We start from the raw sequence: 16,046 nt of genomic DNA on the forward strand, positions 1-16,046 counted from the left end.
GTGGGCTGATGCGTCTCCTGCTGGTGTCGCTGCTGGTCGTCCTCACGGCAGCCGGCTGCTGGGTTCCGGTCGAGGCCGACCCGCCCACGCTGGCCGACGAGCCGCTGGTCGAGGTGTACCGGATTCCCTCGCCGGTGCCCGCGCCGGGTGAGGGGCGGCGGCAGTGGGCCTTCGTCGACCCCGGGAGCGGCGTCATCGCCGAGGGGACCGGGCTGGCCGCCGTCGACTTCGAGACCGGCCTGGTGCGCTGGACGCAGACCCTGCCCGGCACGTACGCGGCGAGCAGCGCGAACCGGCCGATGGTGCTCGACGACTATCTCGTCGTGCCGGGCCGGGGCGGGGCCGTCAGGGTGCTCTCGCGATGGTCGGGTGACCTGCTGTGGGAAAGGAAGTCGCCCGGCGGTCGCATGGTGGTCGCGGGCAGTGGCCTCGAGGCGGCCGTCGTCCTCAACCACTGCGATGCCCGGGGCTGCGACCTCACCGCCCTGCTGCTCGAGACGGGCAAGCGGGCCTGGAAGGTTCGTACCGCGGAACGGGTGACGCTCACCGACGGCCTCCACACAGTGGGCCGCACGACGATCTCGGCCCTGTCGCCCCTCGACGGCCGCCGCCTCTGGACCGTGCCGACGCCGCCCGGCCCGCTGCCCGTGCTCAAGCCGAGTCTCTACCGCCTGGCCGTGATCACGCCGCCCACCCGCCCCGGCTGCCGCATCGTTCTGCGAGGAATCGACTTCGGTAAGCAGGTGTGGAAACGGGAGGCCCGCACGTGCGACTTCGACGTCACGCTGGACGGCCTCCTCCTGCCCGAGCCGGGCCGGGTGACCGTTCTCGACGACTATCACGGGACCGCCCGCACCGTGCCCATCCGGCCCGGTGAGCAGCTGGTCACCGGCGAGCTGGCCTGGTCGGAGGCCGGCGGCTACCGGATCTGGCGCGAGTTCCCAGCCGCGCTGGGTGTCCCCGATCCGGATTCGGGCCGCCCGTGGGGCGTGCGGGCCGGGGCGGGCTGGCTGCTCGCGTCGGGTCCCGGGGTGGTCTTCTACGACCAGTCGCGGGGGCTGCGCCGCAGCTTCCCCGCCGCCACCGCGTTCGTCGTCCACGGCAGCAACCGCCTGATCTATCAGGTCGGCGACCAGTTGGTCGGGCTGGGCTCGACCAGGCAGCCTTAGCGGCGGCGGACGACCGCTGCGTCAGCGGCGGTGGACGACCGCCAGGCCGCCCTTGGCGGGGGCCACGGCGATGCCCCGGCTGTGCGGGCGCTCGGACGGCTCGGCGGTCGGTTCCAGGGTGAAGTCGCGCAGGACGGTGCGCAGCACGACGTTCATCTCGAGGGTGGCGAAGGCAGCGCCGATGCAGCGGCGGACGCCGCCGCCGAACGGGATCCAGGCCGAGGTGTCGGCCCGCGCGCCGGCGAAGCGCCCGGGGTCGAAGACGTACGGGTTCTCGAAGAGGGCCGGGTCGTCGTGCAGCAGGGCGATGCAGGCCGTGACGACTGTGCCCCGCGGCAGCGTCCAGCGGCCCAGCGTCAGCTCGTCGCAGCGCACCTGCCGTGAGGTGATCTCGACGACCGGGCGCACCCGTTGCACCTCGGTCAGGGTGGCCGCACGGAACTCGTCGTCGTCGAGTCGTTCGAGCACGGCCGGGTGCCGGCGCAGACGTTCGACCGCCCAGGCCAGGGTGGTCGCCGTCGTCTCGTGCCCGGCGGCCAGCAGGGTCAGCAGCTGGTCGGCGATCTCGCCGCGGCTCATCGGGGCGCCGTCGTCGTAGCGGGACTGCACCAGCATGGCCAGCACGTCGTCGCGTTCGTCGAGGGCCGGGTCGGTGCGCCCGCGGTCGATCAGCCGGTCGATGATCGCGTCGTACTGCCGCCGGTAGCGGGTGAAGCGGGCGCCCGGACCGTAGCCGCCGAGGTCGCGCCGGACCACGGGCAGCACGGCCAGGATCGAGCCGAGCCGGACCATCCGCGGGAGCAGCGCGCGCAACTCGTCGAGCTCGGCGCCCTCGGCCCCGAAGACCGCGCCGAGGATCACGTTGAGGGTGATGCGCATGGTCGACGGCATCACCGGGAACGGCGTTCCCTGCGGCCAGGCGGCTGTCTCACGCCGCGTCTCGCGTTCGATCAGGCCCTCGTACGCCCGGAGCCTGCGCCCGTGGAAGGGCGGGGTGAGCAGCTTGCGTTGCCGCCGGTGCTCGTCGCCCTTGATGGCGAAGAAGGAGCCCGGCCCGAGCACGGAGCCGAGGTTGGCGTCCGGGGTGTCGGCCTCGTCGGGGCTCGCCTGGAACATCTCGCGCACCTCGCCCGGGTCGGCGAGCATCACCATCCGGCCCAGGTTGAGCGACTGCACGGTGAACGCGGACCCGTAGCGGGCGCGCAGCCGTTCCATGGTGCGCCGCCGCGAGAGCGCGAAGCTCAGCGACTGGACCAGACGCGGGCTGGTGGGACCGTCCGGCAGCAGCACTGTCATAGCGACCTCCTCGCGCGGTACGCCGACGTACCGGGCCGACGGTACGCCGACGTACCGGTGCCGGGCAAGGGGTAGCGTGTGCCAGGTGACGACCCTCGACGCGCCGGCCGGCGCCGACACCGGGCACCGCCGCCGCCTGCTCGACGGTCTCGCCGCCGGCATCCGCGAGCGCGGCTATCGGGACACGACGGTGGCCGACATCGTCCGGGCCGCGCGCACCTCGAGGCGCACGTTCTACGCGCAGTTCGCCGACCGCCAGGAGTGCCTGGTAGCGCTGCTGCACGAGAGCAACCAGCGCACCATCGCGCGCATCACGTCCGCCGTCGACCCGGCGGCGCCGTGGGAGGCTCAGGTGCGCCAGGCCATCGAGGGCTGGATCGCCGCCGTGCAGGCCGACCCGCCGATCACGCTGAGCTGGATCCGTGACGTCCCTGCCCTGGGCGAAGATCGAGCCCGGCAGCTGCAGCGCGAGACGATGAGCAACTTCGTGGCCCTGATCCGCCGCCTCACCGACACGCCGCAACTGGCCGCCGCCGGCGTGCGCCCGGCCTCCGACCAGACCGCGACGATCCTGCTCGGCGGCCTGCGCGAGCTGATCGCCGTGACGGTCGAGGAGGGCCGCGACGTCGCCACGATCACCGGCGTCGCCGTCGACGCTACGGCGCGCCTGCTCGGCCCGCGCTGACAGCCGATCCCGGACCGCTTGCCGCTGTCGCGGTCCGGACGGCGTAGCGGTGCATGGTGGCGCCCTGCTGGAACGAACGCTGCTCCAGCAGGTCGAGCTCGACCGGCACGTCGTGGTCGTCGAACAACGGCCGTCCGGAGCCCAGGATCGCCGGGTGGGTGAAGAGCAGCAGCTCGTCCAGGAGCCCGGCCCGCAGCAGCTGCGTGGCGAGGGTCGCGCCGCCCACGCCGATGGTGCCGTCGGTCTCGGACCGCAGGGCGGCGAGCTGCTCGACAGCGTCGTCGCCGCCGATGACCCGGGTGTGGTGACCGGCGCTGTCGCGGGTGCGCGAGACGAGCACCTTGGGGGCGGCGGTCCAGATCTCGCCGTACTCGCGCATGTAGTCCGGCAAGGAGGCGTCGGCCCGCGCGCCGGGCCAGAAACCCTCCATCGTCTCGTACATGACCCGGCCCTGGACCAGGGCCGCGAGCGCCCGCGCCCGCTCGTTGAACTCGCGGTGCACTTCCTCGTCGATGCGCATCCAGTCGCCCCCTCCGTCGTCGCCGGGGGCCTGTTCGATCCGCAGGTCGAGAGACACGTTCATCCAGTACGAGAAGCGGCCCATCGGTCCCTCTTCCAGAAGTGGTTGCGATTTGCAACCACTATAGGGACGTGGCCCAGACGGCGGTGTCCCCGGACAGGGTCAGGCGGCCACCCGAGGGACCCGGCTGGTCCGGCGCCGACGCCAGCAGCACGTGGCCGGCCGGGACCGTGACCGGGGCCGCGCCCATGTTGATCCAGCACGTGATCGGGCCGGGGTCGCCGGTGCGGGCGACCAGGTCGACGCGGATCACGTTGCCGTCGAGGGTGACCGCGGCCAGGCCGGAGCCGAGCGCCGGGTGCAGCTTCCGCAGCATGATCGCCTGCCGGTAGAGGGTGAGGGTGGCGGTGAGGTCGGATTCCTGCTGGTCGACGGCGTACGCCGGCCAGTCGGCGGGCTGCGGCAGCCACGGGGTGGCGGTCGAGAAGCCGGCGTTCGGGTCGGTGGCCTCCCACGGCATCGGGATGCGGCAGCCGTCCCGGCCGGGACGCCGGCCGTGGGAGCGGAAGAAGATCGGGTCGCGGCGGGCGGCGTCGGGGACGTCGGCCTCGGGCAGGCCCAGCTCCTCGCCGGCGTACAGGTAGGCCGAGCCCGGCAGGGCCAGCATGAGCAGGGCGGCGGCGCGGGCGCGGCGCTCGCTGCCGTAGCGGGTGACCTGGCGGGCCTTGTCGTGGTTGCCCAGCACCCACGGGGCGGGGGCGCCGACCGTCTCGAACGCGGTCAGCGCCTCGGCGATGGTGTCGGCGAACGACGAGGCGTCCCAGTCGCTCTTGAGCAGGCGGAACTGGAAGGCGTGGTGCAGCTCGTCGGGACGGGCGTACCGGCCCACCTCGTCCAGGTCGGCCAGGGAGACCTCGCCGACCAGCATCTTCGGCTCGTCGTAGGAGTCGCACAGGGCCCGCCAGCGGCGCCAGATCTCGTGCACCTGCGGCTGGTTGGTGGTCATGGCCTGCTCGGGCCCGTGCCCGAACAGGGTGGGCGAGTAGATGCCCGGGTTGTCGCGGTACGAAGGGTCCTTGAACAGGCCGTACGCGACGTCCACGCGGAAGCCGTCGACGCCCAGATCGAACCAGAACCGCAGCGTACGGTCGAAATCCGCGACCACCGAGGCATCGTCCCAGTTCAGGTCGGGCTGCTGCGGCGTGAACAGGTGCAGGTACCAGCGGCCGTCCGGGGTGCGCGACCAGGCCGGCCCGCCGAACATGCTCTGCCAGTTGTTCGGCGGCTCCTCGCTCGCCGGCCGGAAGTGGTAGCGGGCCGCCTCGGGGCTGTCCGGGTCGGCCAGGGCGGCCTGGAACCACGGGTGCTGGTCGCTGGTGTGGTTGGGCACGATGTCCAGCAGCACCCGCAGGCCGAGGGCGTGGGCGTCCTCGATCAGGCCCCGCACGTCCTCGACGGTGCCGTACTCGGGGTCGACCGCCGTGTAGTCGATGACGTCGTAGCCGCCGTCGGCGCCGCCCGACACGTAGTGCGGGGTCACCCAGACCGCGTCCACGCCCAGCTCAGCCAGGTAGGGCAGCCGCGCCCGCAACCCGGCGAAGTCGCCCACGCCGTCGCCGTTGCCGTCCGCGAACGAGCGCAGATACACCTGGTAGACGACGGCGTCGCGCCACCACGGGGCGCGGGCGACGTGCTCGACGGGGCGCGTGTCCTGCATCGGCTCTGCTGACATGCCGCACCGATCGGCGGGTCGAACGGCGCCTCGCGCGAACGCAACGAACGGCAACCCGTGTGCGCCCGTGTCACTCTGGAGAGGTCGACACCGCTGGGAGGAACAAATGTCCGGAACGCGGCCACGAGGTGAGACCTTCGAGTACGCCGGGGCGACCGTCGAGCTGATCGACGCGCCGACCGTGCTGGCCGCGGCCAGGGTCAACCCGGTCGAACTGCTGCGCCGGGCGGATTGGCCGTCACCGGTGCAGCGCGTTGACCTGACCGTGGCGAGCGCCGACCGCCCGGACGGCCCGGTGCACACGTTCGCGGCGGCGATCAGCACCGCGGAGGAGCCGCTCTCCAAGGAACGCATCCGCAAGCTGGTGCTCGGCACCGACCCGGTCGGGCTGCTGCTGGCCAAGCGCATCGAAGCCGGCGACCCGATCGCCACCCGGATCGTCGACAACATCGGGGCGGCGGCCGCGGCGGCGTACAAGAAACTCGGTCTTGACCGCCCGAACGCGCCGGTCGCCCAGCGCGAGCCGGGCACCCTGGCCGACGCCGTGGTCGGGCTGCAGGCCGAACTGACCTACGACCCGACCGGCACGGTGGTGCGGCTGCACGCCGAGGTGCCGCGCGACGAAGTCACCCCGGCCCACCTGCAGGCCTTCGTGGGGCTGACGCTGCAGGCCGTCATCGAGCTGGCTGGGCCCGAGTCGCTGGCCGGCCGGCGGTACTCGGTGAGTCGCGAGGCGGTGTCCAAGGTGCCGGCCACGACGCAGACCGTCACGCTCGACATGGTGGGCGGGCTGGCCGAGGTGGTCGCCGAGCTGCGCGAGATCGCGGTGTCGTTCCGCCACCCCGAGGCGATGGCCCGGTGGGGCGCCCGCCGCCCGCAGGGCCTTCTCATGTACGGGCCGCCCGGCACCGGCAAGACCATGCTGTCGCGGGCGCTGGCCAACGAGATCGGCGCCGACTTCCGCGAGATCCGCACCCCTGAGATCCTCGACAAGTGGCTCGGCGGCTCGGAACGCAACATCAAGCAGATCTTCCGCGACGCCCGCCGCTACCGGGTGCCCACCCTCATGCTGTTCGACGAGTTCGACTCGATCATCAGCTACGCCGGCTCCGGCGGCGACGCGGCCAGCCAGGCCATCAACGCGGTGGCCGGCATCTTCAAGCAGGAGATGAACGACCTCATCGAGGCCAACCCCAACGTCATCGTGGTCGCCACGACCAACTTCCCGCACCGCGTCGACGACTCCCTGATCCGCTCCGGCCGCTTCGACGTCAAGATCAGCGTCCCCAAGCCCGACGAGGCCTCCCGGGCCGAGATCTTCCGCAAGATGATCCACGGACTGATCGCCGCCCATGAGGCCCCGGGCTTCCAGATGTTCACCGACGACCTCGACCTGACCGCCCTGGCCGCCGCCAGCCACGGCATGACCGGCGCCGACATCAAGGAGATCCTGCGCCGGGTCCAGCTCTCCAAGGCCATGCAGGACGCGCGCTCGGGTGGCCGGGTCGCCCCCATCACCACCGACGAACTGCTGGCCAGCGTCAGGGAGCTGACGGAGCCGACAGGGCCGCGCTAGGCGTGTCCAGGTGGCGGGAACTGCGCCAGGGCAGCAGCGCCGAGCTGGCCAGGACGCCGAGGCCGCAGATCAGCAGGGCCGTGCGGACGCTGGTGACCGCGGCCAGCAGGCCGCCGAGGGCGATGCAGACCGGCTGCACCGTGCGGGACGTGATGGCCCAGCAGGCGATCACCCGGGAAAGGTAGCCGTCCTCGGTCTCGGTCATGCGGTAGGTGGCGAACGCCGGGTTGAACACGCCCGAGCCGAACAGGGCCAGGAACTCGACCACGATCACCAGGATGATGCCGGCCACGCCGGCCGGCAGGAACGCCAGCGCCCACAGCCACAGGGCGCGGCCCACGCCGGAGACCAGCAGCACGCGCCGGCGGCCGAAGCGTGTGGTGAGGCGGCCGATGGTCAGCGCGCCCAGCACGCCGCCGAGGCAGGCGATGCCCCAGGCCAGGCCGTACTGCCACGGCGTGAAGCCCAGGTCGCGCAGCATCAGCACGGTGAGCAGGGGAGAGGCGGCCATCATGGCGCCGGCGAACAGCTGGGCGTTGATGAACAGCGCCCGCAGCCCGCGGTGGGCGGCGATGTAGCGCCAGCCGGCGGTGATCTCCTTGAGCTTGGAGGCGGTCGGGTGGCGTACGGGTGGGGGCGGCTCGGGCGTACGCAGGGAGCGCACGCCCACGGCGGAGAGCAGGAAGCTCAGGGCGTCGACCGTGATCGTCCAGGCGACACCCAGCGCCGACGTCAGGGCGCCGCCGAGGGCCGGGCCGGCGCTGTACGCCGTCCAGAAGGTCGCCTCGAAACGGCCGTTGGCCAGGTCGCGGTCGTCCGCGCCGACGAGGGCCTTGAGGTGGGCGCCGCTGGCCGTCGCGAAGATGATCGTGCCGATGGCCTGCACGACGGCGACCACGCAGAGCTGCGCGTAGGTCAGCACGCCGGCCAGCATCGCCACCGGGATGCTGACGATCGCCCCGAAGCGGACCAGGTCGGCCGCGATCATCACGGGGCGTTTACGGCGGAACTCGATCCACGGGCCGGCGGGCAACGCGAGCGCGGCCGCGGCCAGCCCGCCCAGCGCGGCCAGGAGCGACACCTGAAACTCGGGAGCGTCGAGGACGAGCACCGCGACCAGCGGCAACGCGCCGAAGCCGACGCCCGTGCCGAATTCACTGATCGCGTACGCCGACCACAGCCGGCGGAAGTCGGAGCCGAGCGCCACCCGGGCACCCTACCGGCATCGCCGATTGCTACGCGGGTGCGGCGCGCTCCACGATCGCGGCAGTGTCGGCGCTCGCGGGCAGGGTGCCGAAGGTGTGCCCCCACTCGCCGGCCAGGCGGCTCGCGCAGAACGCGTCGGCCACGGCCGCCGGGGCGTACCGGACCATCAGCGAGGCCTGAAGGACGAGCGCCATCCGCTCGGCCGTGCGGCGGGCGCCCTGTTCGTCCGGTGTGTCCTTCAGCCCGCTGACTGCTTCGGCCAGCCGGCGGTCGGCCTGAGCGGCCGGGGCGACCTCAGCCAGGAAGGCCTCGAGGCTGTCGGGCTCGCGGTGCAGCGTACGCAGGATGTCGAGGGCCTGGACGTTGCCCGAGCCCTCCCAGATCGAGTTGAGCGGCGCGTCCCGGTAGAGGCGCGGCAGGCCCGAGTCCTCGACGTAACCGTTGCCGCCCAGGCACTCGAGCGCCTCGCCGACCACGGCGGGCTGCCGCTTGCACACCCAGAACTTGCCGGCCGCCACCGCCAGCCGCTGGAACGCCTGCTCACCACGGTCGACCGCGCCGGCCAGCCGCATCGCCAGCAAAGTGGCGGCCTCGCTCTCGAGCGCCAGATCGGCCAGCACGTTGCGCATCACGGGCTTGTCGGCCAGCAACCCGCCGAACGCGGACCGGTGCCGCGTGTGGTGAACGGCCTGGTTGAGCGCGGCCCGCATGCCCGACGCCGATCCTGTCACGCAGTCGAGCCGGGTCATCGCGACCATCTCGATGATCGTGCGGACGCCCTGACCCTCCGCGCCGACCAGCCAGGCCACCGTGTCGTCGAACTCGGGCTCGCTGCTGGCGTTGCTGCGGTTGCCCAGCTTGTCCTTGAGGCGCTGAATGCGGAACGTGTTCCTGGTGCCGTCGGGCAGGACACGGGGCACGAGGAAACACGACAGCCCTCGGGGAGCCTGGGCAAGCACCAGGAAGAGGTCGCACATGGGCGCGCTGGTGAACCACTTGTGCCCGCGCAGCCGCCACGTGCCGTCACCCGCCTCCGTGGCGCGGGTGGTGTTGGCCCGGACGTCCGAGCCCCCCTGCTTCTCGGTCATCCCCATGCCGGCCAGCAGGCCATTTTTCGCCGTCGGCGTCCGCAACCCGAAGTCGTACGTCCTGGCCGTGAGCAGCGGCTCGTAGGCGGCGGCCAGCTCGGGCGCGTGCCGCAGCGCCGGGACGACGGCGTACGTCATCGAGACCGGGCACGAGTGACCCGCTTCCACCTGCGACCAGACGTAGAGCCCCGCGGCCCGGGCGACGTGCGCCCCTTCGCGGGCGTCGGCCCAGGGCGCCCCGGCCAGCCCTTCCCCGACGGCGACTTCCATGAGCCGGTGCCACGACGGGTGGAACTCGACCTCGTCGACGCGATGCCCGTACCGGTCGTGCGTGAGCAGCCGCGGCTCGTACCGATTGGCCTCCTCCGCCCACCGCTGCGCCTCAGCCGTCCCCGCCAGCTTCCCCAGCCGGTGCAGGTCGCCGACCGCCCAGGCCGCGCCTTCGCGCTCGACCGCCCCCAGCAACCCAGCGTCAGCCGCGACGTCACAGTCCACCAGCGGCGGCGCCTGGTTGAAGACCTCATGCGTCATCCGGCCAATCTACCGCCGGGTAACTTCCCGGCACCAGGTCCCGGCCCCGGTACGCCCGCCCGGTTGTTTCAAGATCGCGGCACTCGACGCCATGACCTCCGGTGAAGATACGGCGGCGGCTGCGGCCTGCAGAGTAGACGCGGCGGTGTCCGGTCAAGGACGCACGAAGACCGACATACGTCCCGCCAACCTGAAGCCGTTCTTGCTGTAAAACCGTGACGCCTCACTGTCTCGAGCGGTCAACAGGTACCAACGACGTACGTCGGGCATCCGGGCTGCCAGGCCCTCGAGCAGCGCGGTGCCATGTCCCTGCCGCTGCCAAGCAGGCCGTACACACATCTCTTGCAACAGGAAGTGGTCCTCGCCTTCCGAGCGCTCCAGATGCCCAACAGCAAAGCCCAGCAAGGCGCCGTCGGCGGCGCTCAAGAGGACACCGTATGCACGCGGCGTCGCGAGAAAGTCCGCCAGGCGCTGACTCGCGTCCTCAACACGCCAACATTCGTTCCATGGCGGCGCGTTGAACGTCTCGACGTAGAGTGCAGCGCACGCGTCGACATCCTGTTTCGTCAGAGAGCCGATCATCAGCCGAGAATGCCACGAGCGGTTCGGGCGGGGCGTGTGCTCGTCGGCAGGGGCCGAGCGTCGGGCGGACCTCGACCTGCGTGAAATCTCGGGACGGGTCACCGCTGGCCGCCGCGCGCGCTCGGCGGCAGATGAGGATCTCACTCAAAAGGCCTCGCCCTCCGGTCGCCGCATGGGTTACCTTCCTCCCGCGCGTCGGGCAAAGGCACATGGGAAGGGTGCGTCACGTTCAGTCGTGTTGCCGCAAGGCATGAGCCGGTTCGAGTCCGGTAGCCCGGCGCGCGCGTCGCGGCCGCATGTCCGGTGTGCGGCGACCTTGTCGGGTCGCCATGGCCCAATAGGCTCGCGGCAAGCAAATCGTGATAGCGGAAGCCAATTCTGACTTCCTCCGTCACCCCTGCCGCGTCGTCCCCGCCGATCGGGGACGATGATCGTGCGGTGAGCGATCAGGTGTTCCCCGATGTGGTGCTGCGGACTCGGCGACTCGTGCTGCGAGCGCTGCTCGACGAGGATGTCGATGCCATCGTGGCGGCCGTATCCGATCCGCTGACCCAGCGCTGGCTCCCGCTGCCGGATCCGTACTCCCGCGAGGATGCGATGTCCTGGGTGCGCGAACAGGCGCCGGCCGTGCGGACGGGCGGTCGCGGGCTGATCCGGGCCATCGACTGGGACGGCGCCCTCGCCGGTGTGATCGATCTGAAGCGCACTGATTGGCGTCATCGGGAAACCGAGATCGGCTACTGGGCGGCACCGACTTTCCGCGGCCAGGGCGTGATGAGCGAGGCGACCGTGGCACTGTCCCGCTGGGTGCTCACCGAGGCGGCATTCGAACGAGTCGTCCTGCGCATAGCTACGGGCAACCAGGCATCGACCAGGGTCGCCGAGAAGGCCGGCTTCACCTACGAGGGCACCGCCCGCAACGCCGGCATCGTCCACGCCGGCCGCCTGGACCTGACCATCTACTCGCTGATCCCTGACGACCTACGGTCATGACCACGCTCAGCGGCTACGAGAGTGTTCCTAGCCGGCCTTCCACCACCGGCATTGCGACAGCCAAAAAACCACCTGTTCTTCGGCCCCTCCAGCGAAAGCGCGGACGGTCGGCGGAACCCCGTCCGGGCACGGGTCTCGCGGGACCGGTGGTGTCAGGACACTGAACCGCCCGGACGCCATGCGGTCGCTCCCCGGCCGCCAGCGTCATTGGCGCATCGCCGTCATGTGTTCTGCCCACCGTCAGCCGGAGCAATTTCGAGAGTGCTCGTCCTTGGGCACCCGTCGAGCACTCACGGAACCTTTGATTTACTCCTGGCCATATTTCGAGTGGCCAACCGGGGGAGGTCTCTGCAGCTTGCGACTCGTGAGCGCTGCAGGTCCCGGCCGAACACCGTGCCAGTTCTCCAACCCTCGACAATGGACGACGGGAATGCCGGTGATGGCAGGCTGCCGTGGTCCGCCGGCCGGATTGGCACAGCCGGGTTTCCGTCAGAACGTTGCCTCGGGCATCGATGAAGTCGGATGCTGGGCCCCGTTGTGTGAACCGGCACCGATCAGCCACCGGGGGATTCCATGGCACATCGTGTTCGCCTCAGCAGACTGCTCGGCGCGGCGGCCGTGGCCGCGCTCGCGTCGACCGTCCTGACGCCCGCCGCGGCTCCGGCACAGTCGCCTGCCCGGCCCAACGTCGTGCTCGTCTGGAACGTCCACGCCCAGACTGCCATCTACGAGGTCGCACGCCAGTCGCCCACTGCGGGCGTCCGCAGCTTCGCCATGGTGCAGGGCGCCGTGTATGACGCGGTCAACGCGATCGCCGGCACCCCGTACGAGCCGTATCTGGTCGCTCCACCTGCCCGCCGCGGCGATTCCACTCCCGCGGCCGTGGCGACCGCGGCTCACCGCGTACTCCTCTCGCTCCTCCCGGCTCAGGCCGACGCGCTCCGTGCGCAGCATGACGAAGCGCTCGCCGCGGTCCCCGACGGCAGCGCGAAGCGCAATGGCATCAGGGTCGGCGAGGCCGCGGCGGCGGCCATGATCGCGGCCCGCCGCGACGACGGCGCGTTCTCCGACGCGACCTGGCCGGTCGGCACCGCCCCCGGGGCATACCGCCTCACCCCGCCGGGATTCGTCCAGGCCGGCGCCTGGTACGCCTTCCTCAAGCCGTTCGTCCTTGACACCGCCGCCTACCGCGTGCCCGGACCACCGGCCCTGACCAGCGCCGCCTACGCGCGCCAGCTCAACGAGGTCAAGTCGCTCGGCGCGGCCGCCAGCACCACCCGCACGCAGGACCAGACCGAAGCGGCGACGTGGTGGGACGACTACCGTCAGGTGGAGTGGTACATCAAGCGTGGCCTGGCCGCGGAGCACCGGCTGAGCCCGCTGCAGACGGCGCGCATGCTGGCGATGGTCGACGTGTCCACGGCCGACACGATGATCTCCTGCTACCAGCAGAAGCGGCACTGGAGCTTCTGGCGTCCGGTGACGGCAATCCCGCTGGCGGACATCGACGGTAACCCGGGCACCACCGCCGATCCGGCCTGGACGCCGCTCCGCGCCACTGCGCCATCGCCGGAGTGGCCCTCCGGGCACGCCTGCTACACGTCATCGATCATGACCGCGCTGCGGGAGTTCTTCGGCCGCGACGATCTGTCGTTCAGCGCCTACAGTGCCGACTCGGGCACAACCCGGCATTACGACAGCCTGTCCTCGGCTCGGGCCGAGCTGATCGGGGCGCGGGTCTGGGCTGGGGTCCACTACCGTGGCGCGGCTGTGCAGGGTGACCGGCTCGGCGAGGCTGTCACGCGCGGGGTTCTCGCCAACGAGTTCGGCCGCCGCTGACCGCTTCCTGGCCGGCGACATCCTGGCCGTGGTGTCGTCCGGGAGTGGGGTCAGATCGTCATGCCCGGGTCGTCCCACGCGCCGTCCGGTATCCAATCGTCGTACCCGGTTGCCCTCGGACCGGTAGGGGCGGGACTTTGTCCCGTCGCCGCAGGACAACGGCCGGTTATGGTCACCCGGTGGCGGGTCGGCGGGCGGTGTGGGTTGCGTGGGTGCTGTGCGCCGTCACCCTGCTCGGCGGGGTGGGCGCGATCGTGCTCGGCGTGCACAACGGCGCGGCGGCGTACGGGGCCGCGAAGAGCCACCTGCTGTTCGTGGGGACGTGCGCGGTGGCCGGGGCGCTGGTGGCCGGGTCGCGGCCGGGGAATGCGCTCGGGTGGGCGCTGCTGGTCAGCGCCTCGTCGTTCGGTCTGCTCGAGTTCTTCGGGGAGTACGCGATCGCCGGGAGCGGACCGGGGGCCCGGCTGGCGGGGTGGCCGGAGAACTGGCTGTGGGTCCCCGCGAACCTGGGGATGGCCCTGGTGCCGCTGCTGTTCCCCGACGGACTTCTGCCGCGCGCGAAGCTCTGGTGGGCGTTGCTGGGACCGCTGTTCGCGGTGGCCCTGACCGCCGTGGTGCTCGGTGCGTTGCGGCCGGGGCCGTCCGGGCAGGTACGGGACGGCGCGGGGGTCGACAACCCGTTCGGAGTGGCCGGTCTTGCACCCGCCGCGGACGCCGTGGGCGCCGCCTTCACCGTCCTGGCCGGGCTTGCCTTCGTCGTGGGCGGCGGCGCCGTGCTGTGGCGAGCCCGCCGCGCCGACGAGGTGCGGCGCCGCCAGATCAAGTGGGTGGCCTGGGCCTCGGCCGTCGCCGCGGTCGTCGTGGTGGCTCGGCTCGTCGCCGGGCTCGCCGATGCCGACACCGGCTCGGTGTGGCCTCGGGCCAGCCTGGTCTGGGAGGCCGCCGGGGCGGTCGCGCTGAGCCTGCTGCCGGCCGCGGTGACCGTGGCTGTGCTGCGGCACCGGCTCTATGACATCGACGTCCTCATCACCCGGACGCTGCTCTACGGCACCCTGTCGGCCTGCCTGCTCGGCGGCTATGCGCTGATCGCGGGCTACCTGGGCGCGCTGCTCGGCCGCTCCACCAGCCTGAGCGTGTCGGCGCCGGCCGCGGCGGCCGTGGCGGTGGCGTTCGCGCCGCTGCGCGACCGCATCCAGCGGGGGATCACGATCCTCATGCACGGCCGGCGCGAGGAGCCGTACGTGGTGCTGGCTCGCCTGGGCCAGCGCCTGGACGCCGCGGTGGCGCCCGCCGCGGTTCTGCCGCTGATCGCCGAGACGGTGGCCGAGACGCTGAGGGCGTCGTATGTCGCCGTGACGGTGGCGGACGACCCGGCCACCGTGGGCGCCCTGCCCGCCGATGCCGTTCCCGCCGACCTCCCGCTCACCTATCAGGGCGCCCCGGTCGGCACGCTCAGCATCTGGCCGCGGCCTCCGTTCGACGAAGCCGTCCTGACCGACCTCGCCCGCCAGGTGGGCGCCGCCGTGCACTCGGCGCGGCTCGCGGCCGACCTGCAGCGCTCGCGTGAACGCCTCGTCATGGCTCGCGAGGAGGAGCGCAGGCGGCTGCGGCGCGACCTCCACGACGGGCTGGGCCCCACGCTCGCGGCCCTCACCATGCGGGCCGAGGCCGCTCAGGACGCCCGCCCCGACGCCCTCAAGACCCTGCTCGCCAAGGTCGTGGACGACGCGGAGGCGGCGGTCGCGGACGTACGGCGGCTGGTCGACGGACTGCGCCCCGCTGCCCTCGACAGTCTCGGCCTGACCGGCGCCCTCGCCGCCCATCTGGCCGGGCTTCCCGCGGGCTCGCCCGCCGTACACCTCTCCGCGCCTGACGAGCTGCCCGTTCTCCCGGCCGCCACCGAGGTCGCGGCGTACCGGATCGCGGTTGAGGCAGTCACCAACGTGTGCCGTCACGCGAGGGCGGCCACGGCCTCGGTACGGCTCTCGGTCGTCGCGGACCGCCTGGTGGTCGAGGTCAGCGACGACGGTCGCGGCCCGGACGACGTACGGCCGGGGGTCGGCCTCACGTCCATGCGGGAGCGGGCCGATGAGCTCGGTGGCTCGTTGACCTTCGAGACCGGGACGGCCGGCACCCGGATCCGCGCGGAGTTGCCGGCGACCGCACCGGAAGGAAGCTAGTGGAGATCATCCGTACGCTCGTCGTGGACGACCACGCGGCGTTCCGGGAAGGGCTGCGGGCGCTGCTCGAGGCGACCGACGACATCGAGGTGGCCGACGAGGCCGCGACCGGGGAGCAGGCGCTCGCGCTGGCGCCCGTCGTGCAGCCGGACGTGGTGCTCCTCGATCTGGCCATGCCGGGCATGGGGGGAATCGCCACGACCGAGCGGCTGATCCGGGCCATGCCGCACATCCGGGTGCTGATCCTGAGCATGGCCGATGACGACGACTCGGTGTTCGCGGCGATGCGGGCGGGAGCGCGCGGCTACGTGCTCAAGGGCGCGCGCAAGGCCGAACTGCTGCGCGCCGTACGGGCGGTGGCGGCGGGCGAGGCGATCTTCGGTGCGGCTCTCGCGGTACGGCTGATGGGGTATTTCTCCGGGCTGGACCGTCGGCAGGCAGCGTTCCCGGAGCTCAGCGAGCGGGAGCGGCAAATCCTCGGTCTCGTGGCTCAGCACCTGACGAACCCTCAGATCGCCGAGCGGCTGGGGTTGAGTCAGAAGACGGTACGCAACGTCGTGTCGAGCATCTTCACGAAGCTCAGCGTGGCCGACCGCGCGCAGGCGATCATGCGGGCGCGCGAGGCGGGGTTGTGATGCGGGCGGGTCAC

At 72.0% G+C, this 16,046-nt stretch carries 13 protein-coding genes; 7 read left to right on the top strand and 6 right to left on the bottom strand.

Annotated features, from left to right (window positions below):
* Positions 1–8: 8 nt before the first annotated feature.
* Complete coding sequence (locus KXC43_RS17625) at positions 9–1,169, top strand: outer membrane protein assembly factor BamB family protein (protein WP_221377157.1); 1,161 nt, start codon at positions 9–11, stop codon at positions 1,167–1,169.
* 21 nt (positions 1,170–1,190) lie between these two features.
* Here KXC43_RS17625 and KXC43_RS17630 read toward each other — a convergent pair whose 3' ends face one another.
* Positions 1,191–2,465, bottom strand: coding sequence for a cytochrome P450 (locus tag KXC43_RS17630; protein ID WP_221377158.1), 1,275 nt, complete (start codon positions 2,463–2,465; stop codon positions 1,191–1,193).
* 85 nt (positions 2,466–2,550) lie between these two features.
* Between KXC43_RS17630 and KXC43_RS17635 the strand changes: the two genes are divergently transcribed.
* On the top strand, positions 2,551–3,150 hold the full coding sequence (locus KXC43_RS17635; RefSeq protein WP_221377159.1) for a TetR/AcrR family transcriptional regulator: 600 nt from the start codon (positions 2,551–2,553) through the stop codon (positions 3,148–3,150).
* Here the strand turns inward: KXC43_RS17635 and KXC43_RS17640 are convergent.
* Positions 3,122–3,754 carry a dihydrofolate reductase family protein gene (locus tag KXC43_RS17640; protein ID WP_221377160.1) on the bottom strand — a complete coding sequence of 211 codons (633 nt, stop codon included), beginning with the start codon at positions 3,752–3,754 and terminating at the stop codon, positions 3,122–3,124. The genes KXC43_RS17635 and KXC43_RS17640 overlap by 29 nt on opposite strands.
* 37 nt (positions 3,755–3,791) lie before the next feature.
* Positions 3,792–5,387: a glycoside hydrolase family 13 protein gene (locus KXC43_RS17645; RefSeq protein ID WP_221377161.1), complete on the bottom strand. Its 1,596-nt coding sequence runs from the start codon at positions 5,385–5,387 to the stop codon at positions 3,792–3,794.
* 121 nt (positions 5,388–5,508) lie between these two features.
* Here KXC43_RS17645 and KXC43_RS17650 point away from each other — a divergent pair, with 121 nt between their 5' ends.
* Positions 5,509–6,978: an ATP-binding protein gene (locus tag KXC43_RS17650; RefSeq protein ID WP_221377162.1), complete on the top strand. Its 1,470-nt coding sequence runs from the start codon at positions 5,509–5,511 to the stop codon at positions 6,976–6,978.
* On the opposite strand, the gene KXC43_RS17655 is transcribed toward KXC43_RS17650, so the two are convergent.
* The 3 genes from KXC43_RS17655 to KXC43_RS17665 all read right to left on the bottom strand — a co-directional run bounded on the left by KXC43_RS17655 (position 6,944) and on the right by KXC43_RS17665 (position 10,385).
* Positions 6,944–8,185 carry an MFS transporter gene (locus tag KXC43_RS17655; protein WP_308129130.1) on the bottom strand — a complete coding sequence of 414 codons (1,242 nt, stop codon included), beginning with the start codon at positions 8,183–8,185 and terminating at the stop codon, positions 6,944–6,946. The genes KXC43_RS17650 and KXC43_RS17655 overlap by 35 nt on opposite strands.
* A 28-nt stretch (positions 8,186–8,213) precedes the next feature.
* A complete protein-coding gene (locus KXC43_RS17660) occupies positions 8,214–9,803 on the bottom strand; it encodes an acyl-CoA dehydrogenase family protein (RefSeq protein ID WP_221377163.1) in 1,590 nt (529 codons plus the stop codon).
* Positions 9,804–9,956: 153 nt separating this feature from the next.
* On the bottom strand, positions 9,957–10,385 hold the full coding sequence (locus KXC43_RS17665) for a GNAT family N-acetyltransferase (RefSeq protein WP_221377164.1): 429 nt from the start codon (positions 10,383–10,385) through the stop codon (positions 9,957–9,959).
* 438 nt (positions 10,386–10,823) lie between these two features.
* Here KXC43_RS17665 and KXC43_RS17670 point away from each other — a divergent pair, with 438 nt between their 5' ends.
* The 4 genes from KXC43_RS17670 (at position 10,824) to KXC43_RS52735 (ending at position 16,032) form a co-directional block, all read left to right on the top strand.
* Positions 10,824–11,378 (top strand): GNAT family N-acetyltransferase, encoded by a 555-nt coding sequence (locus KXC43_RS17670; RefSeq protein WP_221377165.1) that lies wholly within the window; start codon positions 10,824–10,826, stop codon positions 11,376–11,378.
* A 573-nt stretch (positions 11,379–11,951) separates the two neighbouring features.
* The gene (locus tag KXC43_RS17675) at positions 11,952–13,217 is read left to right on the top strand and encodes a vanadium-dependent haloperoxidase (RefSeq protein ID WP_221377166.1); all 1,266 of its coding nucleotides are present in this window, start codon (positions 11,952–11,954) and stop codon (positions 13,215–13,217) included.
* Positions 13,218–13,396: 179 nt separating this feature from the next.
* Positions 13,397–15,397 (top strand): sensor histidine kinase, encoded by a 2,001-nt coding sequence (locus KXC43_RS52730; RefSeq protein ID WP_221377167.1) that lies wholly within the window; start codon positions 13,397–13,399, stop codon positions 15,395–15,397.
* Positions 15,397–16,032 (top strand): response regulator transcription factor, encoded by a 636-nt coding sequence (locus KXC43_RS52735; RefSeq protein ID WP_221377168.1) that lies wholly within the window; start codon positions 15,397–15,399, stop codon positions 16,030–16,032. Before KXC43_RS52730 ends, KXC43_RS52735 begins: the two co-directional genes overlap by 1 nt.
* Positions 16,033–16,046 lie beyond the last annotated feature (14 nt).

Origin of the sequence: Paractinoplanes polyasparticus (assembly GCF_019710575.1) — a bacterium.
GTDB classification, from domain to species: domain Bacteria; phylum Actinomycetota; class Actinomycetes; order Mycobacteriales; family Micromonosporaceae; genus Actinoplanes; species Actinoplanes polyasparticus.

Bases quoted from the DNA above. Each gene is read 5' to 3' on its own strand.
- KXC43_RS17625 (WP_221377157.1), top strand. From the start codon at position 9: ATGCGTCTCCTGCTGGTGTCGCTGCTGGTCGTCCTCACGGCAGCCGGC.
- KXC43_RS17630 (WP_221377158.1), bottom strand. From the start codon at position 2,465: ATGACAGTGCTGCTGCCGGACGGTCCCACCAGCCCGCGTCTGGTCCAG.
- KXC43_RS17640 (WP_221377160.1), bottom strand. From the start codon at position 3,754: ATGGGCCGCTTCTCGTACTGGATGAACGTGTCTCTCGACCTGCGGATC.
- KXC43_RS17645 (WP_221377161.1), bottom strand. From the start codon at position 5,387: ATGCAGGACACGCGCCCCGTCGAGCACGTCGCCCGCGCCCCGTGGTGG.
- KXC43_RS17650 (WP_221377162.1), top strand. From the start codon at position 5,509: ATGTCCGGAACGCGGCCACGAGGTGAGACCTTCGAGTACGCCGGGGCG.
- KXC43_RS17660 (WP_221377163.1), bottom strand. From the start codon at position 9,803: ATGACGCATGAGGTCTTCAACCAGGCGCCGCCGCTGGTGGACTGTGAC.
- KXC43_RS17665 (WP_221377164.1), bottom strand. From the start codon at position 10,385: ATGATCGGCTCTCTGACGAAACAGGATGTCGACGCGTGCGCTGCACTC.
- KXC43_RS17675 (WP_221377166.1), top strand. From the start codon at position 11,952: ATGGCACATCGTGTTCGCCTCAGCAGACTGCTCGGCGCGGCGGCCGTG.